Here is a 20,505-nt window from a genome sequence, read left to right as displayed (position 1 = left end):
CGCATGGCGACGATCGAGTTCCTCAAACAGGAGCTGGCAGGGCTGCCTTCGACCGATCCTCTGCTTGAACTGTCCGGAGCCCTCTATGGTGGAAGCTCTTTGGTCCTGCGCCATGGGGGAGCGCTGTCGATTTCCTTCACGTCGAAGAGTCCCTTTATCATGCGCTACGTGCTTTCTCTATCCTCCCATGCTCTTGCCAATTGGCAACCCAAGCAGGCACTTCTCTCGAGAGCCGGGCATAAACTAAGTTTTAGTGTCGACCTTACTCCCGTTCAAGCACAGCAACTGTTCTCGGGACTCAGTCCCCTGGAGCCCACCCAGCTTGAGCGGCGTCTACGGGGAAAACATGCATCAGCCGCATTCACCAAGGGCTTCTTCCTCATCTCCGGGTATGCCGCTGTGCAAGGGACACATCTGGAGTTCAGCTGCTCCCTGCCCGTGGGGCGTCGGCTCGTCGAACGCTCGCTGACTTCTCTCCGTGTGAGGCATGGCTCAGAGATCCGCCGCGTCTCTGAGATCACCTACCTCAAATCGCGCCAGGACATTATGTCGCTCCTCGCAGCCTGGGGAGCATCAAACTCGCTGGTGTCCCTGGAAGAGCTGCAGCTGGAGAGGGACATGGACAATCAGGTCAACCGGTCGGTCAATGCGGAGTTGGGCAATCTGCAGCGCGAGACGAGGGCTGTCGACGAATTACGGGCGGCCTTCGATCGGACTAACCGCACCTGTCTCTCACCCCGCACGATCGAGGTCGTGCGGGCACGACTGAGGTACCCCGACCTCCCGCTGTCAAAGCTTGCCGACAAAATCCCCGGGTGTGTCTCCAAGAGCACCATTCACTACCACATCGCCAAGGTTCTGCGAAATGCGCAGTAGCCAGAAACAGCGACAACGACTAAGCCTTCGCCAGAAGAGCTATCTGGCCACGCGTGGTTTGGTTCTCGAGCAGCCCGTGAGCGATTTCGGGATTCTCATGGACCGGTTCGCTGCCGGCAGCATCGTTGCCGAGAAACACGCCCGGGCTGATCCATCGGGTGACACATGGAACGGCGATCTCGACAGCTTTGCAGACGCCGCAGAGTCCACTCCTGCAGAGTTGATAGTCGACGAGCTCCTGGACAGGGATCTCATTGACGATTCTCAGGTCGAGTGCGCACGATTCGTCGCCTCGGATCTGGACGAACGTGGCTTCTTCGTGAGGCAGGTTTCGCGTTATGCCTTCTCGATCGATTCTACCGCAACGGAGGTCCGCCGGGTCTTGGCCGCCATTCGGACCCTGGAGCCTGCGGGACTCGGCGCCACGGACGTCGCCCACGCCTTTGCCCTGCAGATGTCGCGTGTTCTCCCTGAGCTTCCAGTGGCTGCCTGTGCGCAGTTCCTGCGCACGCGTCAGCGCTCCGTTTCTCCAGGTGTCGTTCGCGCCTGTCTCAAGAAACTGGGGACGGAATGTGATTCAGCCACATTGCAGCGCATCCTTACCGAGTTGGACCCCGAACCCGCCAAGCGCATGACGTCTGGACAACCACGCATCATTGCACCTGATATCATCATCGAGCAGGATTCGTTGACTGGAACCCTCGTGTGCTCAATACCGGAGCCTGCCTGGAGGCTCGCAATCGATCCTATGGTGGTGTCATCGGCCCGCAAGGACCCTGAAGCGAGAAAGCAGGTCCTCACAGAGGTTACCAGAGTCCGGTGGATCGACGATGCCATCGCGGAACGCACGGCGATGCTTGCGAGACTCGGCGACGCTCTCATTGCTTTGCTCGCTCCATACCTTACCAACCAGTCGAGCCCCCCATCACGCGTCCCGGTAGAACACCTGATGCAGGCAACCGGGATGTCAAGAACGGTTATGGTCCGCGCACTCCGTCGCAAGTATGTGAAGACCCCGCGTGGCATCTTCCGACTCCGTTCGATGGTGATGGACCGGTGGCAGACTGCAGCGGCCCCGGCCAAGGAGGCAGTGGCACTGCTGCTCCAGTCCGGCACGGACTCGAAAGCGATGAGCGACCGGGAGATTGCGGAGCACCTTGCAGACCAGGGCATCCACATCAGTCGACGAACGGTTGCCAAGTATCGTCTCTCACTTGGAATCCCTGCTCAATACTTCAGGAGCAATTAATTTCTTTCTGTTTTCTTTTGGCAGCATTTGCGTATCATATGTGTACGTTGCCGTTCCGGTTCAACCGGTGCGGCCAATTTCTTATGGAGGTAGACTATGGCAAAGATTGCAATCAATGGACTGGGCAGAGTCGGTCGCCAAGTATTGAAGCATCTCATCACGCGTTATCCAGAACTTGAGATTGTTGCCGCCAATGACATCACAGACGTGCAGACGCTGGCGCACCTTCTGAAGTATGATTCCAACTACGGTACCTGGGACATCGAAATCGAGGGCAAGGAAGGCACAATCGTCATCGGTGGCCGCGAAGTCAAGATTTTCCGTGAGAAAGATCCTGTTGCTCTGCCATGGGGCAAATTGGGTATCGATATCGTTATCGAATCGACTGGAATGTTCACAGACGCCGATAAGGCTCGCGGACACATCACCGCTGGCGCCAAGAAAGTCCTGATCACCGCTCCTGCGAAGGGTGAGGACATTACGATCGTCCTGGGTGTCAACGAGGACCTTCTGGATGTATCCAAGCACAGCATCATCTCCAATGCCTCTTGCACAACGAATTCGTTGGCTCCTGTAGTCAAAGTACTCAATGACAACTGGGGCGTCGAGAAGGGCTACATGACCACTGTCCACAGTTATACGCTGGATCAGCGCATTCTCGATGCTCCGCACACGGACTTGCGCCGAGCTCGCAATGCCGGCACCAATATCATCCCGACAACGACAGGCGCAAGCAAAGCTGTCGCACTGGTGATTCCAGAGATGAAGGGCAAGCTGGACGGCATCTCGCTGCGCGTCCCTACACCAACTGTCTCCATCACTGTGTTCGATGCCGTTCTCACCAAGCCAGCCACCAGGGAAGAAATCAACGCGGCGCTCAAAGAGGCTTCTGAGAAGAGGATGAAGGGTTTCCTCGGGTACAATGAACTGCCTCTTGTCTCTTCCGACTACCGTGGCACGATCTATTCGGGCATTGTCGATGGCCTTTCCACCAAGTCGAACGGCACGCTCGTGCAGGTTCTGAGCTGGTACGATAATGAGTGGGGCTATAGCGCAAGGGTCGCTGACCTTACGAAGCTCATCGTCACGAAGGCATCCTACTAGGAGGCATCGTCATGGCGAAGCGGAGTATCAAGGATCTCGACGTTCAGAACAAGAGAGTGCTTCTAAGAGTCGACTACAACGTCCCCATGTCGAAGGACGGGGCGATTACCGATGACAAGCGCATCGTCGAGACACTGCCGACTATTCGGTACCTGCTCGACAAGAACGCCATCATCATCCTCGTGACACACATGGGCCGTCCCAATGGGAAGGTCGTGGAATCGCTGCGGCTGGACAAAATAGCGCAGAGGCTGTCGGCCCTGCTGGGCAAACCGGTCAACAAGCTCAATTCCGTTGTCGGTCCCGATGTCACGGAAGTCGTCGCAAACGCCAAGCCGGGCGACGTCATCATGCTCGAAAACGTGCGGTTCCTCAAAGAGGAGCAGAATGGCTCCGAGGAGCTTGCAAAGAAGCTTGCCGCCCTCGCGGACGTCTATGTGGACGATGCGTTTGCCACCGCTCACCGGCCCGACACGTCTGTTGCCGGCGTCCCACAGTTTCTTCCATCAGCAGCGGGCTTTCTGCTCGAGAAAGAGATTCGTGTTCTTGAGACCGTCACAACATCTGCCAAGAAACCGTTCATTGCCATCCTGGGTGGTGCCAAGGTCTCCGACAAAATCGGTCTCATCAAGAACCTGCTCACCAAGACCGACACGATCCTCATTGGTGGTGGCATGGCGTTCACCTTCCTCAAGGCTATGGGATACGCCATTGGGTTCTCCCTTGTGGAAGAAGACTACCTCAAGGTCGCCGACGAGATCATCGAAGCGGCCAAGACAAAGGGCACCCGTCTTCTCCTCCCGGTAGACGTTATTGTCACGAACGAGATCAAGGCTGGTAGCTCACACCACATCGTAGACATCGAGGACATTCCCGCGGATCAGATTGGCGTGGACATCGGTCCAAAGACTGTCCAGGCATTCGCGGCAGAAATCGCGAAGGCCAATACCATCATCTGGAATGGACCGATGGGAGTCATCGAGATCGCCGAGTTTGCGGAAGGCACCAAGTCTCTCGCACGGATCATTGCGGCCAAGTCAGGAGCGCTGACCGTCGCCGGTGGGGGTGAGACTGCCTCGGTCATCGACGCATTGAACCTCCAGAATGACTTCAAACACGTGTCCACCGGTGGTGGCGCGTTCCTGGAATACCTTGAAGGGAAGCAGCTTCCTGGCATCGAAGCTATCGACTCAGTGGACTAGTGCGCTTTAGCACTTGAAATCGAAGCGGCTTTCCGTATAATAGCTGTTGTTACCGGAGGTTCACGTTGCTAAAAACCGTTTTGGAAATAGTCATGGCTTTGGTTGCAATTGGCGATATCCTTGCGATCCTGTTCATGGAACCCAAGGGTAGCGGACTGGGCGCGATTTCAGGCAGCGCGACCGTGTTCCACTCACGCAAGCCCAAGGATGCTCTCCTTGACCGGCTTGCAGTTGTTCTATCCATTGCATTTGTGGTATTGTCCCTGGCACTGGTAGTCTTCAAGTTCTAGGGAAGCACCAAGCCTCGTGCCGGGGTGGCGGAATTGGCAGACGCGTGCGTTTAAGGGGCGCATGGAGCAATCCGTGTGGGTTCAATTCCCACCCTCGGCACCATTAGTATGAATACCACAATCCAGGGGCGGATAGTTCAGCGGTAGAACGCTTGCCTTACAAGCAAGAAGTCGCAGGTTCGAATCCTGTTTCGCCCACCAGCAGTGTGATATTGTTGCTTGATGGTGGGACCGCTCATCGGGCGAAGCACACGGTGAGCGGTTTCTTTAAGAAAGAGTGCCGAGATAGCTCAGTTGGTAGAGCAGGGGACTGAAAATCCCCGTGTCGACGGTTCAATTCCGCCTCTCGGCACCATTTTTGTGTCCAGATTCGATCGTCTCGATCCATGAAGCCACCGTGTTCAAAGTCCCTTTGCTCTTTTCTCTGCAGACTCCGGCAGTTCGTCACTATGCCGTGACCTACAGCCGCCCCTCGTCAACAAGAGCTGATGGTCTATGTTTCATGCCGGGGAAGGGAGTTCTTCGTGTGAGACAATGCGCTCCTTTCCTCCAGTATTCCATACTCAGAAATGCCATGGCTGCCACAATGCTCTGCGCACCAGGCGGCAACGGGTCTTCCCTCAAGCCATCAACTCACTAACTAATCATGGTTTTTCTCTGGAGACTCAGCCGCTTTCACCACCAGTGCAGCTTCGATACGCTCTTTCTGGATCAAGCATCCGAGCGCGTAGGGCTTCAGGAGCGTACCAGTGGTCGCGTAGTTGTTGGCAAGGCACCCGCCGCTGCAGTAGAAGCGCGCCCAGCAGCTGCCACACTCTTCTTTGGCAAACAGAAAGTTGGCGTGAGCGCACTCTGCCAACACTTCAGGGCAGTTCAGAACCGGGCTCACGAGGACGTTGCCCATCCTATACTCCTGAACGCCGTCAAACTGATGGCAGGGGAACACGTCCCCGTTTGGCGCAACAGCCATGTATTCGACACCAGCTCCACATCCATAGATGCGCTTGCTGAGACATGGCCCTGCTTCGAGATCCAGCTTGAAGTGAAAGAAGTCAAACCCCGCACCTGAACCCAGTTCACTCAGGAAGTACGCGATGAGTTCCTCATACTGAGCACGAATTGCCGGCAGGTCACTTGTCTGAAGGGCAAGAGCCGAGTCTGCCGAAAGCACGACAGGCTCCATCGAGATGTACTTGAACCCCAGGGTATGGAGTTCTCGAACGCTCTGGGCAAATGCCAAGGTGTTGCGTGCATACGTTCCTCGCACAAAGTAGCCACCTTCATCGCGCGTCCGCGTGAAGCGCCGTATCCGTTCAATGATGGCATCAAACGTGCCACGCCCGTCCTTGAAGACACGGTTGGCATCGTTGGCCCTCCGGTCGCCGTCCAGGCTGAGGACAACAGACACATCATTCGCCTCGAGCACCGGAAACATGTCGTCCCGAAGCAATGAGCCGTTGGTCGTCAGCGTGAACCGCCATTTCTTCAGGGGATATGCTGACCACGCGTACGCCATGGTGTCAACGATAACGTCCCAATTCATGAGCGGCTCGCCACCGAAGAAGTCGACCTCGACGTTGTGGTGGACACCGCTTTCGTACACAAGGAAATCGATTCCTGCGCGGGCAACTTCCCGTGTCATCAACATTGTATCGCCATAGTAGTCGCCCCCATGAGCGAAACAATACGTGCATGAAAAGTTGCACTCATGCGCGACGTTGAGGCAGAGCGACTTCAGCGTCAACACCGATCCGTCCTCTGTGGGCTGTGTTGCCTGCGTAAACAGACACCCTGCAACGACAAGCTGCTCGAGTTCACCTTCGATTTCGGTGATTGTCTGCGCGTCCAGACCTGTCAGCCGTTGGACAGACTCTCCCTCCATCGAAGGGTCTGCGAGAACCACCTGAAGATAATGGTACACTCGCTCGTCAAGCGAGAAGATCGAGCCTGATGGAACGTCCAGGAGCACAAAAAAACCGCCTCTCTCGAAGAGATGGGTCGAGGCGGGTAGAATACGTGAGAGCGCCACAAGCTACCAGATGAACCGCTTGGGCTTCTTCCTGGTTTCGCAGACTTGGTTGCCCACTGTCGAGGACGTCTTGCAAGCGGACTTGCAGGGAGTCTGGCACTCACGACACGCCTTCGCAAGCTTGTCGTCGACGTCAATGGTCTTTGTTGCTACCACCTTGATAAACTTCACAGTGTTGCTCCCTTCTCAAACCAAGATTTTGTCCACATAATATCTACGATAAGCAGCGATAAGTCAAGAGGTTCAGCATGAAAACCATCTATCTCGTACGTCACGCCGAAACGAGCTGGAATCTGGAGGGCAAAGTCCAGGGCAGCCGCGATACGCAGTTGTCTATCGATGGCCTCGCCCAGACAGCCAAGACTGTGGCTTTTCTCTCGGCTCTCCGATTCGATACGATCTTCACGAGTCCACTGGCCCGCGCCCGCGCCATCGCGGAACCCGTGGGTGTCAACCTGGGCATCTCACCCATCGTCGTGCCTGAGCTTCGGGAGATCGACTTCGGAGGCTGGGAGGGACACACGTGGAACGAAATAGGGGCCATGTACCCAACAGCTTTGGCAGCATGGGAACTCAAGTCACCAGAAGCCCGGCCAGATGGCGGTGAGTCTCTGGCTGATGTGCGTCGCCGCGCCGAAAAGGTGCGTTCAATGCTTGAATCCAACTTCGGGGACCTAGTGCTCGTCGTCGCCCACGGAGGGCTCAACCGTGTTCTCATGTCCGTTCTGCTGGACCTTCCCGTCAGCAGCTATAGCAGCTTCACCCAACCAAACGCCTGCATTTCGGTCTTTGAGGCCGAGACCAACAAGTGGCAGGCCCGAGTCATCGACTCGACCTGCCACCTCGCCTAGCTCGATTCTCTCACAGTTGTTCTAAGCCTTCCGGGTCAACTCGAATCCCACCTGCAATGCTCGGAAGTTGGCCTCCAGTGCCTTTGCCGGCACGGTACGAGATAGCGTATCGCGGATTGTCCCAAATTCCAGAGGAATCAAGCCGGTTCCCATGGCTGCTCCCAGCAAGACGACGTTCGCGGCCTGCGGCAACCCGATTTCCTCGGCCATAGCAGCGGCAGGGACAGCGTAGACCGCCGCAACCTGCGAGCGAAGATACGCCAGGAGATCCTCCACCGCAGGGTAAGCTCTGCCTCCCAGCGAGACGCTCACTGGAATGATCGGACGCACCTCGGTAATGACAACGGTATGATGGTTGGCTTTTGTGAGTGATCGGACCGTCTCGACGGGCTCGAACCCGATGATGAGGTCTGCCTCGCCCTCCGGGATCGTTGGACTGTGTACATCTCCTAATCGAAGCTCACACACGACCGAGCCCCCGCGCTGTGCCATGCCGTGAACCTCGCTCATGACAGCATTCACACCAGCCGCAATGGAAGCTCGTGCGATGATACTGGCACCAGTGATAATCCCTTGACCTCCGACTCCGGCAAAGAACACATTCAGTGAACTCATTTCTTCACCCCAATCGCATGCACTGTACAGTCCTGCGAGCACACGCCGCATCCGTCGCACAGTTCCTGGTTGATCTCCGCTTTTCCTTCAGACACAAAGATGGCAGGGCAAGCAACATCATGTACACATGTCAGACAGCCCGTACAGACATCGCGGTCGACCTGAAACGTCTGCCAGATTCCCTTCGCACGCTTCGCACGGTCGAGCAGGAGGCTGCAAACCTGTTTGGACACGATGACAGCGACACCGTCCACCTGCGTAGCTTCCTTGTAGGCCTCGGTAGCCTCGGCCACCCTGTACGGGTTGATAACCTTTACGAATGGAACGCCCATTGCCTTTACTACCGCTTCGATGCTGATAGCTGGTGCCGGATCACCCACAGCATCCGTCAACATGGACGGATTGGGCTGATGTCCCGTCATCGCAGTCGTCCGGTTGTCCAGGACAGTCAGGACAAACCGATGCTTGTTGTGAATGGCGCTTGCGAGAGCGGACAGCCCAGCATGGAAAAAGGTGCTGTCACCGATAAACGAGAAGACCTTCTGGTCAGTTGCCACGTCGAATCCGCCGGCAGTCCCCACGCTGGATCCCATGGACAGCAGATAGTCCGCTGCACTGAATGGAGCTGCCATACCGAGCGTGTAGCAGCCGATGTCGGAGGCGAAGACAGGTTCCGGGATTCCGAGTTCACGTATAGCTCGACGCACAGCGAGATACGATCCACGATGAGGGCAGCCGGGACAAAGCACCGGCGGCCGCGACGGAAGCGGCGATGGCCAGGGCTGCACCTTGCCTGAGGCAGGCACATGCAATGGTACGCCGAAGTGATTGGCCAATGCCTTTGCCACAACATCAACATTGAGCTCGTGTACGCGCGGCACAAGGAGTTCCTCCTTGCCACATACCGGCGTCCTGGTGCCATGCGACAGGAAGTCGGTCTTGATGTCATTTTCCATGAGAGGCTCGAGTTCTTCGACGACAAGCAGCTCGTCAACGTCCGCAGCAAACTCCCGGATCCTGTCAAGCGGCAGTGGATAGGAGAAACCTATCTTGAACACTCGAGCAGAAAGTCCGAGTTCCTCCAGGGCGTCTACGACGTAGTTGAAAGTGCTGCCCACGGTAACGATCCCCACTCGCCCCCCGACACCCACGTCGACGACGTGGTTCAGCGAAGACATTTCGCTGAGATGCCGAGCCTCGGCGAGTCTGCCCAGCAGCTTGACGTGCATGTTCGAAGAGTTGGCGGGCACCGGTACAAACCTTGACGGATCCTTCTCGAAAACGCCTCGTCTCACGACGGGCCTTCGATCGCCAAGAACAACGTCGCCGCGCATGTGGGCAACACGGGTCGTCGTTCGGAACAGAACCGGGAGCTCCAGTTTCTCCGAAATGCTGTAGGCTTCTACCATATAGTCCTTGGTTTCCTGAGGACTCGAGGGTTCCAACATGGGCACGTTCGCGAGGCGCGCGTAGTATCTGTTGTCCTGTTCATTCTGTGATGAGTGCGTCGATGGATCGTCCGCAGAAAGCACGACGAACCCCGCCCTGGTTCCTATGTATGCCGTCGTCATGAAGGAATCCGAGGCAACGTTCAGCCCAACATGCTTCATAAACGTGAAAGACCGCACACCGCTTGCTGCTGAGGCTGCTGCAACCTCAAGGGCCACCTTCTCGTTCGCGGAATACTCGAAGTACACTCCTGAGACTTTCGCGACGATGCTGAACACGTCCCCGATCTCTGACGACGGGGTCCCAGGATAACTGGCCGCCACACCGATACGGGCTTCCAGAGCACCACGAACCGCGGCTTCGTTGCCAAGAAGCAGCTCATGATCCCCTGCCTTACCGTCAACTAACGCTTGATACTTCATGTCACCTCCTGACCTCTTTCAGACACTGTTTTCATAGCATACCGCGCCCCCTTCGACTGTCAAAGGGCTACTGCACCGTGTGTGACTTGGTGACTTGCAGGAAAGGGGTTTTCACCGTAAACTGCGTATGCAGAAGAGTTTTCCTCTTCCCAACCGCTCGACACAAGGAGGAACTGTCATGGAGAAGTGGATTTGCACTGTGTGTGGATACGTGTACGACCCTGCTATCGGTGACAGCACGCAGGAAATCAACCCCGGCGTCAAGTTTGAGGATCTCCCAGAGAGCTGGGTCTGCCCAGACTGCGGCGCCGCCAAGGACCTTTTTGAGAAAGCGTGACGGCTGACGGTCACAATGAAGTACCTCATTGCCGGAGGCTGGGCTGCCGGCACAGCGGCGGCACAGCACCTGCGAAAGTTTGATCCATCGTCGGACATCACGGTCGTCGACGCGGAGTCGGTTGCCTACTATCCGCGCCCTGACTTGATCGACTACTTGGCCGGTCGCAAGTCCAAGGGCCAGCTAATTGTACATGCCACAAGCTGGTATAGCGAAAACAGAATAACTCTCACCAGTGGACGCCGCATCATGCACGTGCACGCCATGGAGCATGAAGCGATGCTCGACGACGGTATTGTGCTTCCCTACGACAGGCTGTTGCTTGCAAACGGCGCGACGCCCTTTGTGCCGCCCCTGCCCGGCGCAGACCAAGTCGGTGTCTTCACCCTCAGAACACTGGATGATGCAGATGCTTTGCTGGCGCGCATCGTTCCAGGTGCCACCGTGGTCGTCGTGGGCGGGGGCCTGCTGGGCCTGGAAGCAGCAAGAGCGTTGGCAGAGCGAGGAATGAAAGCCACTGTCATCGAGTTCGCCGGCCGGCTGTTGCCCAACCAGCTCGACGAACGCTCGGCGGAAATGCTGGTGGAATACCTCCAAGGGTTAGGCGTCACAGCTCTGCTCGGCGCCGAGTCTCAGCAGATTGTTTCGGGAGAACATGACGCAGCAGGCGTCCTCCTCAAGGACGGTCGCATCGCACAAGGAGAGTTCGTCCTGTTCTCTACGGGAGTCCGCCCCAACGTCACCGTCGCTCGGGAAGCAGGTATCGCCACAGGACGAGGTGTTCAGGTGGATGATTCCATGCAGACGTCTGCCCCTGATGTCTATGCCGCCGGCGACGTCGTCGAGCACCGCGGACGTGTCTACGGCATCGTCCCTCCCTGCCTGGAACAAGCCAAGGTTGCAGCTCAGAACATGGTCTCACCCGGAATAGCTACGTACGAGGGGAGTATTATGTCGAGTTCGCTCAAGACTTGTGGAATCGACGTTCTGAGCATGGGCAACGTCAATCCCACCCAGGAGCAGCATGTCCAGGTGATCCAGGCACAAGGTCAACAGACCTATCGCAAGGTTGTCCTCGAGAATGGCATCATCGTCGGCGTTATCCTTTACGGGACAACGAACGGGACACGGCAGTTGCAGCAGGCGATGAGATCGCACGCAGATCTTGCAGCGTTTCAGGACCGACTGACTGACCTTGACTGGGATTTCGCCGGCATGTAGCATTGGCTCGCGACTGAGCAACCGATGACCTCACGCGCCCCGCACCGCTGCGGGGCGTTCTCTATCTCCCTGAATCCCAATCGCCCGAGAAGGTCGCCTCGAGAGTCGAGACAACCATGTTGTCGTCCGTCACTACTCCAACTTCACGGTTCTCGTCGAGTGAGCCAGCGCTGAGATTGTGCGACCCGACATATGCCAGGTGCCTGTCCACCACGATGTACTTCGCGTGAAGATAGGGAGTCTCAAGGTACCGGACGGTGACACCTGTCCCTTCCAGCTCCGATCTTGTCACAGCATTGGCAGCGATGCTCTCCGGTGCTGCAACCAGAACACGCACTATGACACCCCGCTTCGCGAGATCCTGCAAGAGCTTACACGTCTCCTCGTCATCGAATACCTCGCTTGCGATCTCCACGCTGCGGCACGATTCTCTCAGCAGCCCAAGAAGACGTTGCCGAGCATTCACGGGGCTGACAACAAGTGATCCAGCAGTGCAGGGATTTCGCCATCGATCTGCCCAGAAAATGCGCACAAGATCTTCCACTACGCTCCGGCTGTAAGTCCTGACAAGGATTTCGCGGTTCTCGTCGAAGGCGCTCTTACTGAGATTAGCCGTCATGATCCAGGCAACGCTATCGTCGATGACCACATACTTGGCGTGAGTGAACGAATAGACCCTATTGCCCCAGCTGGCGTCGATGCCGGAGCTTCTCAGTTCGTTGCGAACCGTCTGGTTCATGGAGAACCCCCCGAACGGCGCCTCCTCCATGAGGACTCGCACATCGCATCCGCGCAGCTTGGCAGATTGCAACGCCTGGACAATCGCAGGGTCGGAGATCAGATAACACTCCACCAGGACCGACTTCTGTGCGTTGAGAATGTCATCTACGACAAGACTTCGCGCCTGCTCACTAGGTGTCACGACACAAAGGGCCTGAACGCCCAGGGGTACGACCGGAATAGCGGAAGCAGGCGCAGCGCCTCGCAAGCCCATCCAGCCGAGCCCCAATGCGGCCACCAGCAGCGCTCCGATAAGTACAGTGAACCACTGAATCCTTTTTCCTGGCATCCTTAGATGATATCAGGCCGGCAGCGCCTGGCAAGTGGGGCGTTTGTTTGCCATGTCAGAAAAACGTTGCGCAGCAACGAGAAATGGCTACAATTGGAAGGGAAGCAAAGCACTTTTACCCGCAATCCTGCACGAACAACTCTTCCTGGAGGCAATGGAAGTGACTAGAGAGCGAACACTCCTGATGGTGAAACCGGACGGCGTACGCCGCAGTCTCGTCGGTCTGATCATAACACGCATCGAGCAGAAGGGCCTTGCGATCTCAAATATGCGGATGTTTCGCATGGACGACGCATTTGCGCGCACCTTCTATGCTGAACACGATGGTCGCGACTACTTTCCCGCCCTGCTTTCCTTCATGACATCGGGCCCCGTCGTTGCCCTTCAGGTCGAGTCGCCCAACGCAATAGCGCTTGTTCGAACAGCAATCGGGGCAATCAGACCCGAAGACCGGCTGCCCGGGACGATTCGAGCAGACTTCTCCACTCAACTGACCGAGAATGTGGTACATGCGTCGGCATCCCCAACCGATGCAGAACGAGAGTTGGCACTTGTCTTTGGGGACTCTCACGCAACTCTCGGCACTGTACATGAATAGATGCCTGGAATCAAGAATCAACCATAGGGGTTGGAAACCATGAGAGAGACCGCTATTGAACTGGAGTCCCTGCTGCGCGACATCTCATACTGGATCAAGAAGAAGGGGCGCGATGCACTGTCGAGCGTGAGAATTACGCTGCCCCAGTTCCAGGTGCTTCAGCTTGTCTACTTCGGTGAGGCCATTAATGTCAAAGACCTCACACACCTGACGGGCCTCGCTGCATCCACGGTCTCAGAGATGGTCGATCGCCTTGTCGAACTCACCTACGTCACCAAGACACAGAACGTACTGGACAAGAGGCAGGTCGTCCTTAAGTGCACGAAGCAGGGAGCCTCGATCATTCGGAAAGTCATCCGACAGCGTGTGCAGAGCGTGCAGGAGGTTACGAAGAATATGAAACCCGGGTCGGCCAACTCCCTTGTGGCCATGCTGACCGAGTTCGTAGCGTCGTGCAAGTAATACTGTGTCCACCATCCCCCGGATCTGGCTGAGCCTAGTCCACCGTCCGCTGAATCAAGGCGGCAAGTTTTCGCAGGTCGCTCTGGATGACCTGCACATACTGAGGATTCCTTAGGGCCGCGGCGGGGTGATATATGGGCATGAAACGCTGTTCATCTTTGACCAGAATCGTGCCGTGCACCTGCCCGATGGAGTACTGTTCTCCAAAGAAAAAACGCAGCGCCGTATTGCCAAGGAGGCAGATGACCTCCGGCTCCACGATGGCCAACTGGGCATAGAGGTAAAGCGAGCAGGCAGCCACCTCAGAAGGCTCCGGCACTCGGTTGTTCGGGGGCCTGCACTTCACGATATTGCATATGTAGCAATCTCTGCGGCTCAGCCCCTCGGCTATCAGCATCCTGTCCAGCAAACGTCCCGCCTGACCGACAAATGGAATCCCCGACAAGTCCTCCTCACGCCCCGGACCTTCACCCACAAAACAGATGTGGGCGTAGGCTGATCCGACGCCCGGGACAGCCTTCGTCCGGGTGGCCCCTAGCTTGCAATTCTGACAGGACATGACCTCTTCGGCAATTGAAGCCAGGAGAGTCTCTTTCAAGTCAGACACCTGAGGACCCAAAGCCACCAGCCCCCCTCTCTGTCGGTACCAGTTCATCGACGGTTACGAGGCAAACGTTCGGAACCTGTATGAACACTAACTGTGCGATACGATCTCCCGGGAACACCGAAAAAGGAACATCGCCGAAGTTCGCCAGCACAACCTTCACTTCGCCACGGTAGTCGCTATCAATGGTACCTGGCGAGTTGAGGACAAACACGCCGCTTCTGGCTGCCAGGCCGGAACGACTGCGAACCTGCCCTTCGAGGCCAGGAGGCAACTCAAGAGCCAACCCCGTCCGCACGAGTGCGACGGTGCCAGGCAGGATAGTCAGCTCCCCGTCTTCTGCACTTGCAAGATCATAACCTGACGACCCTGGCGTTGCGCGCGCCAGCTCTCCTGCGCGAGAAACCAGTCTGTGGACGCCTATACGCAACTCAGTGTTTGTCGGGTCCATGGACAATCGACACTGCTAGCTGAGAGGTATCAAAAACGTCATCAATGACACTCAATGCTTCACCAAACGTTATCGAGTTGACCTGTTCGGTGACGTCCGCGACTGTCCGTATCTGGTCTCTCATGTAGAGCTCAGACGCATTTCGATGCATGCGACGGAAAAAGGATTCCAGTGAAAGCAGGAATCCACCGAGAACAGTCTCCTTGGCATGCTGAAGTTCAGCCATGCTGATCTTGCCCTGCCGCATGTTCTCGATCTCCTCGCGGATGACCTGCTGGACACGCGAAGCGTTCTCGGGGGAACTTTCGGCCGAGACACCCAGCAATCCAGTATTGCTGAAACTCACGGGAAAAGAACCAATGCTGTAGACAAGAGCCTCCTTCTCGCGGGCCCTCTGGAACAGGCGACTCGACATGTTGCCCCCGAAGATACTGGAGACGAGATTCAGAATGGATCCCTGCTTCGAATATTGAGCGAAGCCGGGGAGCGCCATCGCCATATATACCTGCTCCGTGGGGCGCTCTGTCTCTCTGCAGACAGCAGCCCGGGCGGGGATTTCCCACTCGGCCCTGCCTGGTCCCTTCGCAAGCCGCCCAAAGGAATCCTCGAGGAAACGTGCCGATGTCTCGACATTAACGTCTCCCGCAAGGGAAAGAACAATGTCGGGGGCAACAAAATGCCTGTGGAAGTAGTCGACAAAGTCGCTCTGCCTGAACGACCGCACTGACTCTACGGTTCCCAGCGGATTCGACGCAACAGGGTCGCTTCCATAGACCCCTTTGAGAAGCTCATCCGTGACGACATCGTCAGGACTGTCCTCAAATGAATATATCTCCTGTTCGATGACTCTGCGCTCAAGCTCGATGGCAGCAGGGTCGAACAAAGGATGCAGGAGGATGTCAGACAGCACATCGAGAGCGAGAGATGTGTGGATTGCTGGGACACGCATATAGAACATCGTGTACTGGGTGTCGGTGAATGCGTTCAGCTCACCACCCACATTCTCGATAGCTGACGAAATCTCAAGTGAACTTCGATGCTCTGTGCCTTTGAACAGGATATGCTCCATGAAGTGACTCAACCCACGCGTATGTTCGTCCTCAAACCGGGAGCCACTAGCAACAAGGGCCCCGACCGCTGCAGTCGGGTGCCCTTTGTCAACGTCGAAAACGACGCGGATGCCGTTACTTAGTGTAATGACTTCCGGTTTGCGCTCTCTGCTATTGATCACCATGGTTGTGGTCATCGTGGGACTCGGGGGAAGCCTTGTCGGCACTCCCGCCAGTCAGGCCCTTGCGGGTCAGCGAGATCTTGCCGTCGTCCTTGAGAGGCAGAGTTTTGACGAAAATCTGTTCGCCGACCTTTAGCACGGAATGGATGTCCTTGACATATGAATCGGATACCTGTGAAACATGCAGCAGGCCAGACTTGCCGGGCGCAATCTCCACAAAAGCGCCAAAGTCGCGCAACTCGGTAACCTTGCCCATATAGACCTTGCCCACAACGATATCCTCGGTAATCGCGTTGATCGCATCCATGGCAATCTGACCCTTGACTCCGTCTGGCGCAGTCACAAACACTGAACCATCATCCTCAATATCGATGTCACACCCAGTGTCGGCAATGATTTTCTTGATGACCTTGCCTCCGGGGCCGATGAGAGCGCCGATCTTGTCTCCTGGAATATGCATCGTGAAGATGCGTGGAGCCAGCGGATTGACTTCGCTCCGAGGAGCAGGAAGAACCGACAGCATCTTGTCCAGAATGAAGAGGCGCGCAGTGCGGGCGTGATCCAGAGCGGCAGACAGCAGGTCGCTGTCGACGCTGTGAATCTTGATGTCCATCTGCAATGCCGTGATGCCCTTCGCAGTGCCCGCAACCTTGAAGTCCATGTCGCCATTGGCATCCTCGGCTCCCTGGATATCGGTCAGGATAACACTCTTGTCGCCCTCTTTCATCAGACCCATCGCGATGCCGGCAACCGGCGCCGTGATTGGCACTCCAGCATCCATAAGCGCCAATGTGCTGCCACAAATGGAAGCCTGTGACGTCGAGCCATTCGACTCAAGCACCTCAGAGACAACGCGAATCGAGTATGGGAACTCGCTCTCATCCGGAATGACGGGGAGTAGTGCTCTCTCTCCCAAAGCGCCATGGCCAATTTCGCGACGTCCAGGTCCACGCATGGGGCGGGTCTCGCCCACCGAGAAGGGAGGGAAGTTGTAGTAGTGCATGTAGTGCTTTGTAACCTCTTCATCGAGACTTTCGACCAACTGACCCTCTTTCTTTCCTCCGAGCGTGACAATCGAAAGAACCTGCGTCTGACCACGGGAAAACAATCCCGAGCCATGACTCATCGGAAGAACACCGACATCGACTCCAATGGGCCGAATCTCTTCAGGAGCGCGACCATCGATTCGTACGCCTTCAGTCACGACACGATGACGGATGAAATGCTTGATCTCCGCGTCAAGAACCTCGCCGATGGCCAGCCCACTTTCAGGGTACTTCGCGAGCAGTTCCGTGGCAAGTTCGCCCTTGAACTCATCGAGGATCTTCTCCTTCTTGAGCTTCTCCTTGTCCTTGAGCACCAGGGGAAGACGCTCCTCGACCATGGAACGAGCTTCGCTCTGGATAGCTGCATCAAACTTCAGCTCGGGGACGACGATCTTCTCCTTGCCAGCCTGAACGCGAAGTTCTTCCTCCATGCGGCACGTCTCTTTGATCGGTTCCTGTGCCAGTACCAAGGCCTCGACCATCTCTGCTTCACTGATCTCGCGAGCCCCGGATTCGACCATGAGAATGCCACTGGCCGTTCCAGACACGATAAGATCGAGTATGCTTTTGTCGATCGCTGAAGAGGAGGGGTTGAAAACAAGTTCGCCATTGATTTTGCCGACCCTCACTGCGGCGACTGCGTCAACGAACGGGGCATTGCTGATAAGAAGCGCCGCCGATACGGCGTTGATGGCCAACACATCGGGAGAATTCTCTCCATCGGCAGACAGCACATAGACGATAACCTGCACTTCCCGACGGAAGTGCTTGGGGAACAGAGGGCGAATCGACCGGTCGATAAGCCGCGAACGAAGAATCTCACGCTCGCTGGGACGTCCTTCTCTCTTGTAGAATCCACCCGGAATCTTGCCGGCTGCGTACATTTTCTCAAAATAGTCAACAGTCAACGGGAAGAAATCGATTCCTTCCTTCGTGCTGTTGCTGACAGTGGCTGCGGCGAGCACAACAGTGCCACCCATAGTCACCAGAACAGCTCCGCCGGCCTGCTTGGCCAGCCGTCCAGTTTCATACGTGACAGGTTTGCCTGCAATATTGCCGCGAACAGTCTTTATCTCATCATTCTGCAACATTAGCTCCTACTTTCGGATTCCCAGCCGCTTGATCAATGAAGCATAACGATCCTCGTCGACGCGTCTCAGACTACTGAGAAGTCTCCGGCGCTCTCCGACCAGTTTGTAGAGCCCACGCTTGGAACTGAAATCCTTCCGATGGCTCTGCAGGTGACCTGTGAGCGCAAGAATACGCTTCGACAGCATTGCAACCTGAACTTCAAACGAGCCCGTATCATCTTCACTGAGCTTGAACTCACCAATAATCTTCGACTTCTCTTCGGCTGTAAGCATGTTGTACCTCCAAGGTGTCCCATGACCCAGTTTCACGTCCAGCCGGAACGAGGGACCGAGTGCGGGAGAAATGTACTAGAAGTGTACCAGAAACACAGAACAAGTAAAGGAAAACCGGTCAACAAAAGGCTTCACTTTGCCATTGCCTGGCGGTCGCCGACCGGCCCAAGGATGACACGCGCCCTGACCACGTCGCGCGAAATCTGTTTCACGAGCGCGGCCGGTGAGGCAAAATGCACTTCCTCGCGAAGCCGGGCCGCAAACTCGACAGACACCAGATGGCCATATACTTGCTGGTCAAAGTCGAGCAGATGTACTTCGACGGTTCGCCTCGATGCGGCAACGATCGTCGGACGGACGCCGATATTGCACACCCCATTCACAATCGCCCCATCCATCACGGTTCGCACCGCATACACACCATTGCCGGGAAGCAATTTCATGGGATCGGGGATCTCGACATTTGCTGTTGGGAAACCAAGACGCCCTCCCATGTGGTTTCCAGTGACGATGACTCCCTCAATGGAGTAGGAACGCCCGAGGAGCCTTGCTGCGTGTTCCATGTCACCCTCCGCAATGGACGTGCGGATCATGGAGCTGGAGCACAGTTCTCCATCGACCATCACGGGGGCGACGATGATGAGTCTGCGCCCCTCGTTGTCGAGCATCCGGGACATCGTCTCCGCGTCGCCGGCGCGGCCCTTGCCGAAACGAAAGTCCCGGCCTACGACGACGACCCATGCATTCAGGCGGCCGATAAGGATCTCACTTACGAACGCCTCAGCAGACAGTCCTTGGAAACGAGCCGAGAAATCCTCGAGGACGATGGAATCAACCCCGGTCTTCCCAGCATATTCAACACGCTCGCTGTTCGTCGTCAGGAGACCCTGGATACCTCGAGTCGTCAGTTTGGGGTTCCGTCGGAAGGTATAGATGACGGTAGCAAGAGACGCCTTGTGGCCACAATCGACAAGTTCCCCGACAATCCGCTGGTGACCGACATGAAAACCGTCAAAGGCCCCTACGGCAACCGCGGAGGCGATCCCTGGAAACTCAGAAGACGATAGATAGACGCTGCTCACTCGCTGAACACTTTCACCGGCCACGCCTTCCCGGCTCTGACCGCCGCCACACCGCCCAGTCGACCATCGGGACGCTTCACCGTAGCGGTCGTTCCCTCCCCCATGTCGCAGTCCACGGGAAGCCCATGGCCAAATGCGCTCCACTGCACGTCACTAAGATCAATGTGTGGCAGTGTCGCCAGAAGAGCCACGTCTTTCTCGCCCCACGTGAGAAACGACAGGTCACCGCTCTGTACCCTGCGCCGCAGCGTTGCCAGTGACAGTGTATCGCTGACGCCAAACCCGTGGGCTCCCGTACGCAGGAGTCGCCCCATACATCCACCGCATCCCAGGGCAGAACCCACGTCCCGGCAGAACCCACGCACATAGAAGCCCGGGGTCACCGTCATGCGAAACACGATACGACGAAGGTCACCATCCTGCCGCTCCTGAAGCACAGTCAACCGCCGCACTGCTACCGGGACCGGGCAAAAATCGATGAGGCGGCCCTGGCCTCGCATTGCTTTGTATCCTCGTACGCCATCCTGCTGCTTGGCTGAAACATGCGGGGGAACCTGCTCCGTCTGTGCTGTCACGCCCTCGATAGCCTTCTTCACGGCCGCATCCTCGAGACCTGTGGCACCCCTGCGCCCGATGACTTCCCCGTCCATGTCATCGGTGATCGTGGTGACCCCCAGCATGAGTTCGCCGACGTACTCCTTTTCGCTCGGCGGAAGGAAAGAGATGAGCTTCGTTGCAGAGCCAACGGCAATAGGAAGCACTCCCATGGCCGAAACATCCAATGTGCCCAGAAAACCGGCCTTGTCCGCGCTCAGAATCCCCTTGACGACGCGCAGAGCGCCAGCACTGCTCAGGCCACTGGGCTTGAACAGCGCAAAGAAGCCTTCGGGATGTGACGTACTCACAGGCCGGACATCAAGTCGAGAGCATGCATGCATGTCGTGCTCCAGGTC

Annotated in this window: 22 protein-coding genes and 3 tRNA genes; 13 read left to right on the top strand and 12 right to left on the bottom strand. The window is 56.7% G+C overall.

Annotated features, from left to right (window positions below; all coding sequences use genetic code 11):
- The first annotated feature begins 3 nt into the window (after positions 1-3).
- The 8 genes from whiA to SMC7_RS02655 all read left to right on the top strand — a co-directional run bounded on the left by whiA (position 4) and on the right by SMC7_RS02655 (position 5,076).
- Positions 4-876, top strand: a complete 873-nt coding sequence (gene whiA / locus SMC7_RS02690) for a DNA-binding protein WhiA (protein WP_119088839.1) — start codon at positions 4-6, stop codon at positions 874-876.
- On the top strand, positions 866-2,125 hold the full coding sequence (locus tag SMC7_RS02685; protein ID WP_119088838.1) for a hypothetical protein: 1,260 nt from the start codon (positions 866-868) through the stop codon (positions 2,123-2,125). The genes whiA and SMC7_RS02685 overlap by 11 nt, the downstream gene beginning before the upstream one ends.
- Positions 2,126-2,221: 96 nt before the next feature.
- On the top strand, positions 2,222-3,229 hold the full coding sequence (gene gap / locus SMC7_RS02680) for a type I glyceraldehyde-3-phosphate dehydrogenase (RefSeq protein ID WP_119088837.1): 1,008 nt from the start codon (positions 2,222-2,224) through the stop codon (positions 3,227-3,229).
- 11 nt (positions 3,230-3,240) lie between these two features.
- Positions 3,241-4,431 (top strand): phosphoglycerate kinase, encoded by a 1,191-nt coding sequence (locus SMC7_RS02675; RefSeq protein WP_119088836.1) that lies wholly within the window; start codon positions 3,241-3,243, stop codon positions 4,429-4,431.
- 65 nt (positions 4,432-4,496) lie between these two features.
- The gene (gene secG, locus SMC7_RS02670; protein ID WP_320409458.1) at positions 4,497-4,721 is read left to right on the top strand and encodes a preprotein translocase subunit SecG; all 225 of its coding nucleotides are present in this window, start codon (positions 4,497-4,499) and stop codon (positions 4,719-4,721) included.
- 18 nt (positions 4,722-4,739) lie between these two features.
- Positions 4,740-4,824: transfer RNA gene (locus SMC7_RS02665), tRNA-Leu, on the top strand.
- Between the two features lie 23 nt (positions 4,825-4,847).
- Positions 4,848-4,922, top strand: a tRNA-Val gene (locus SMC7_RS02660).
- Positions 4,923-5,000: 78 nt separating this feature from the next.
- A tRNA-Phe gene (locus SMC7_RS02655) sits at positions 5,001-5,076 on the top strand.
- A 285-nt stretch (positions 5,077-5,361) separates the two neighbouring features.
- On the opposite strand, the gene scfB is transcribed toward SMC7_RS02655, so the two are convergent.
- Together scfB and scfA are read right to left on the bottom strand one after the other, a co-directional pair.
- Positions 5,362-6,750 carry a thioether cross-link-forming SCIFF peptide maturase gene (gene scfB, locus SMC7_RS02650; RefSeq protein ID WP_119088834.1) on the bottom strand — a complete coding sequence of 463 codons (1,389 nt, stop codon included), beginning with the start codon at positions 6,748-6,750 and terminating at the stop codon, positions 5,362-5,364.
- Positions 6,751-6,753: 3 nt separating this feature from the next.
- On the bottom strand, positions 6,754-6,921 hold the full coding sequence (gene scfA / locus SMC7_RS02645) for a six-cysteine ranthipeptide SCIFF (protein WP_119088833.1): 168 nt from the start codon (positions 6,919-6,921) through the stop codon (positions 6,754-6,756).
- Between the two features lie 77 nt (positions 6,922-6,998).
- On the opposite strand from scfA, the gene SMC7_RS02640 reads away from it, so the two are divergent.
- Positions 6,999-7,601 (top strand): histidine phosphatase family protein, encoded by a 603-nt coding sequence (locus SMC7_RS02640; protein WP_119088832.1) that lies wholly within the window; start codon positions 6,999-7,001, stop codon positions 7,599-7,601.
- A 21-nt stretch (positions 7,602-7,622) separates the two neighbouring features.
- Here the strand turns inward: SMC7_RS02640 and SMC7_RS02635 are convergent, their stop codons facing one another.
- The gene (locus tag SMC7_RS02635) at positions 7,623-8,216 is read right to left on the bottom strand and encodes an indolepyruvate oxidoreductase subunit beta (RefSeq protein WP_165845079.1); all 594 of its coding nucleotides are present in this window, start codon (positions 8,214-8,216) and stop codon (positions 7,623-7,625) included.
- On the bottom strand, positions 8,213-10,087 hold the full coding sequence (gene iorA, locus SMC7_RS02630; protein ID WP_119088831.1) for an indolepyruvate ferredoxin oxidoreductase subunit alpha: 1,875 nt from the start codon (positions 10,085-10,087) through the stop codon (positions 8,213-8,215). Before iorA ends, SMC7_RS02635 begins: the two co-directional genes overlap by 4 nt.
- A 178-nt stretch (positions 10,088-10,265) precedes the next feature.
- On the opposite strand from iorA, the gene SMC7_RS02625 reads away from it, so the two are divergent.
- Together SMC7_RS02625 and SMC7_RS02620 are read left to right on the top strand one after the other, a co-directional pair.
- Positions 10,266-10,424: a rubredoxin gene (locus SMC7_RS02625; RefSeq protein ID WP_119088830.1), complete on the top strand. Its 159-nt coding sequence runs from the start codon at positions 10,266-10,268 to the stop codon at positions 10,422-10,424.
- A gap of 15 nt (positions 10,425-10,439) precedes the next feature.
- Complete coding sequence (locus tag SMC7_RS02620; RefSeq protein ID WP_119088829.1) at positions 10,440-11,645, top strand: NAD(P)/FAD-dependent oxidoreductase; 1,206 nt, start codon at positions 10,440-10,442, stop codon at positions 11,643-11,645.
- Positions 11,646-11,706: 61 nt separating this feature from the next.
- Here the strand turns inward: SMC7_RS02620 and SMC7_RS02615 are convergent, their stop codons facing one another.
- Entirely contained in the window at positions 11,707-12,714 is a 1,008-nt protein-coding gene (locus SMC7_RS02615) for a phospholipase D-like domain-containing protein (RefSeq protein WP_119088828.1), read from the bottom strand.
- Positions 12,715-12,868: 154 nt separating this feature from the next.
- Between SMC7_RS02615 and ndk the strand changes: the two genes are divergently transcribed.
- Both ndk and SMC7_RS02605 read left to right on the top strand, forming a co-directional pair.
- Positions 12,869-13,312 (top strand): nucleoside-diphosphate kinase, encoded by a 444-nt coding sequence (gene ndk, locus SMC7_RS02610; protein ID WP_119088827.1) that lies wholly within the window; start codon positions 12,869-12,871, stop codon positions 13,310-13,312.
- Between the two features lie 39 nt (positions 13,313-13,351).
- On the top strand, positions 13,352-13,774 hold the full coding sequence (locus SMC7_RS02605; protein ID WP_119088826.1) for a MarR family winged helix-turn-helix transcriptional regulator: 423 nt from the start codon (positions 13,352-13,354) through the stop codon (positions 13,772-13,774).
- A 34-nt stretch (positions 13,775-13,808) separates the two neighbouring features.
- On the opposite strand, the gene SMC7_RS02600 is transcribed toward SMC7_RS02605, so the two are convergent.
- The 7 genes from SMC7_RS02600 to SMC7_RS02570 form a co-directional block, all read right to left on the bottom strand.
- Entirely contained in the window at positions 13,809-14,372 is a 564-nt protein-coding gene (locus tag SMC7_RS02600) for a uracil-DNA glycosylase (protein ID WP_207798703.1), read from the bottom strand.
- A 1-nt stretch (position 14,373) separates the two neighbouring features.
- On the bottom strand, positions 14,374-14,829 hold the full coding sequence (dut, locus tag SMC7_RS02595) for a dUTP diphosphatase (RefSeq protein ID WP_119088824.1): 456 nt from the start codon (positions 14,827-14,829) through the stop codon (positions 14,374-14,376).
- The gene (locus SMC7_RS02590) at positions 14,810-16,075 is read right to left on the bottom strand and encodes a M16 family metallopeptidase (protein WP_119088823.1); all 1,266 of its coding nucleotides are present in this window, start codon (positions 16,073-16,075) and stop codon (positions 14,810-14,812) included. The genes dut and SMC7_RS02590 overlap by 20 nt, the downstream gene beginning before the upstream one ends.
- Positions 16,050-18,197, bottom strand: coding sequence for a polyribonucleotide nucleotidyltransferase (locus SMC7_RS02585; protein WP_119088822.1), 2,148 nt, complete (start codon positions 18,195-18,197; stop codon positions 16,050-16,052). The genes SMC7_RS02590 and SMC7_RS02585 overlap by 26 nt, the downstream gene beginning before the upstream one ends.
- A 6-nt stretch (positions 18,198-18,203) precedes the next feature.
- Positions 18,204-18,470 (bottom strand): 30S ribosomal protein S15, encoded by a 267-nt coding sequence (gene rpsO, locus SMC7_RS02580; protein WP_119088821.1) that lies wholly within the window; start codon positions 18,468-18,470, stop codon positions 18,204-18,206.
- Between the two features lie 131 nt (positions 18,471-18,601).
- Positions 18,602-19,552: a bifunctional riboflavin kinase/FAD synthetase gene (locus SMC7_RS02575; RefSeq protein ID WP_165845078.1), complete on the bottom strand. Its 951-nt coding sequence runs from the start codon at positions 19,550-19,552 to the stop codon at positions 18,602-18,604.
- Positions 19,549-20,490 (bottom strand): tRNA pseudouridine synthase B, encoded by a 942-nt coding sequence (locus tag SMC7_RS02570; RefSeq protein ID WP_119088820.1) that lies wholly within the window; start codon positions 20,488-20,490, stop codon positions 19,549-19,551. The genes SMC7_RS02575 and SMC7_RS02570 overlap by 4 nt, the downstream gene beginning before the upstream one ends.
- Between the last annotated feature and the right edge of the window lie 15 nt (positions 20,491-20,505).

The sequence above is a fragment of the Candidatus Cryosericum terrychapinii genome, from assembly GCF_003570925.1.
Taxonomy (GTDB): Bacteria; Caldisericota; Caldisericia; order Cryosericales; family Cryosericaceae; genus Cryosericum; species Cryosericum terrychapinii.
This window is presented reverse-complemented; position numbering and strand designations above follow the sequence as displayed.

What these genes read in the sequence shown, in the direction of transcription:
- ndk (WP_119088827.1), top strand. Translation starts at nt 12,869, where the DNA reads ATGGAAGTGACTAGAGAGCGAACACTCCTGATGGTGAAACCGGACGGC.
- rpsO (WP_119088821.1), bottom strand. Translation starts at nt 18,470, where the DNA reads ATGCTTACAGCCGAAGAGAAGTCGAAGATTATTGGTGAGTTCAAGCTC.
- SMC7_RS02570 (WP_119088820.1), bottom strand. Translation starts at nt 20,490, where the DNA reads ATGCATGCATGCTCTCGACTTGATGTCCGGCCTGTGAGTACGTCACAT.
- SMC7_RS02625 (WP_119088830.1), top strand. Translation starts at nt 10,266, where the DNA reads ATGGAGAAGTGGATTTGCACTGTGTGTGGATACGTGTACGACCCTGCT.
- SMC7_RS02605 (WP_119088826.1), top strand. Translation starts at nt 13,352, where the DNA reads ATGAGAGAGACCGCTATTGAACTGGAGTCCCTGCTGCGCGACATCTCA.
- whiA (WP_119088839.1), top strand. Translation starts at nt 4, where the DNA reads ATGGCGACGATCGAGTTCCTCAAACAGGAGCTGGCAGGGCTGCCTTCG.
- SMC7_RS02635 (WP_165845079.1), bottom strand. Translation starts at nt 8,216, where the DNA reads ATGAGTTCACTGAATGTGTTCTTTGCCGGAGTCGGAGGTCAAGGGATT.
- SMC7_RS02640 (WP_119088832.1), top strand. Translation starts at nt 6,999, where the DNA reads ATGAAAACCATCTATCTCGTACGTCACGCCGAAACGAGCTGGAATCTG.
- SMC7_RS02590 (WP_119088823.1), bottom strand. Translation starts at nt 16,075, where the DNA reads ATGACCACAACCATGGTGATCAATAGCAGAGAGCGCAAACCGGAAGTC.
- gap (WP_119088837.1), top strand. Translation starts at nt 2,222, where the DNA reads ATGGCAAAGATTGCAATCAATGGACTGGGCAGAGTCGGTCGCCAAGTA.
- SMC7_RS02620 (WP_119088829.1), top strand. Translation starts at nt 10,440, where the DNA reads ATGAAGTACCTCATTGCCGGAGGCTGGGCTGCCGGCACAGCGGCGGCA.
- SMC7_RS02685 (WP_119088838.1), top strand. Translation starts at nt 866, where the DNA reads ATGCGCAGTAGCCAGAAACAGCGACAACGACTAAGCCTTCGCCAGAAG.
- SMC7_RS02675 (WP_119088836.1), top strand. Translation starts at nt 3,241, where the DNA reads ATGGCGAAGCGGAGTATCAAGGATCTCGACGTTCAGAACAAGAGAGTG.
- SMC7_RS02615 (WP_119088828.1), bottom strand. Translation starts at nt 12,714, where the DNA reads ATGCCAGGAAAAAGGATTCAGTGGTTCACTGTACTTATCGGAGCGCTG.
- iorA (WP_119088831.1), bottom strand. Translation starts at nt 10,087, where the DNA reads ATGAAGTATCAAGCGTTAGTTGACGGTAAGGCAGGGGATCATGAGCTG.
- SMC7_RS02585 (WP_119088822.1), bottom strand. Translation starts at nt 18,197, where the DNA reads ATGTTGCAGAATGATGAGATAAAGACTGTTCGCGGCAATATTGCAGGC.
- dut (WP_119088824.1), bottom strand. Translation starts at nt 14,829, where the DNA reads ATGGACCCGACAAACACTGAGTTGCGTATAGGCGTCCACAGACTGGTT.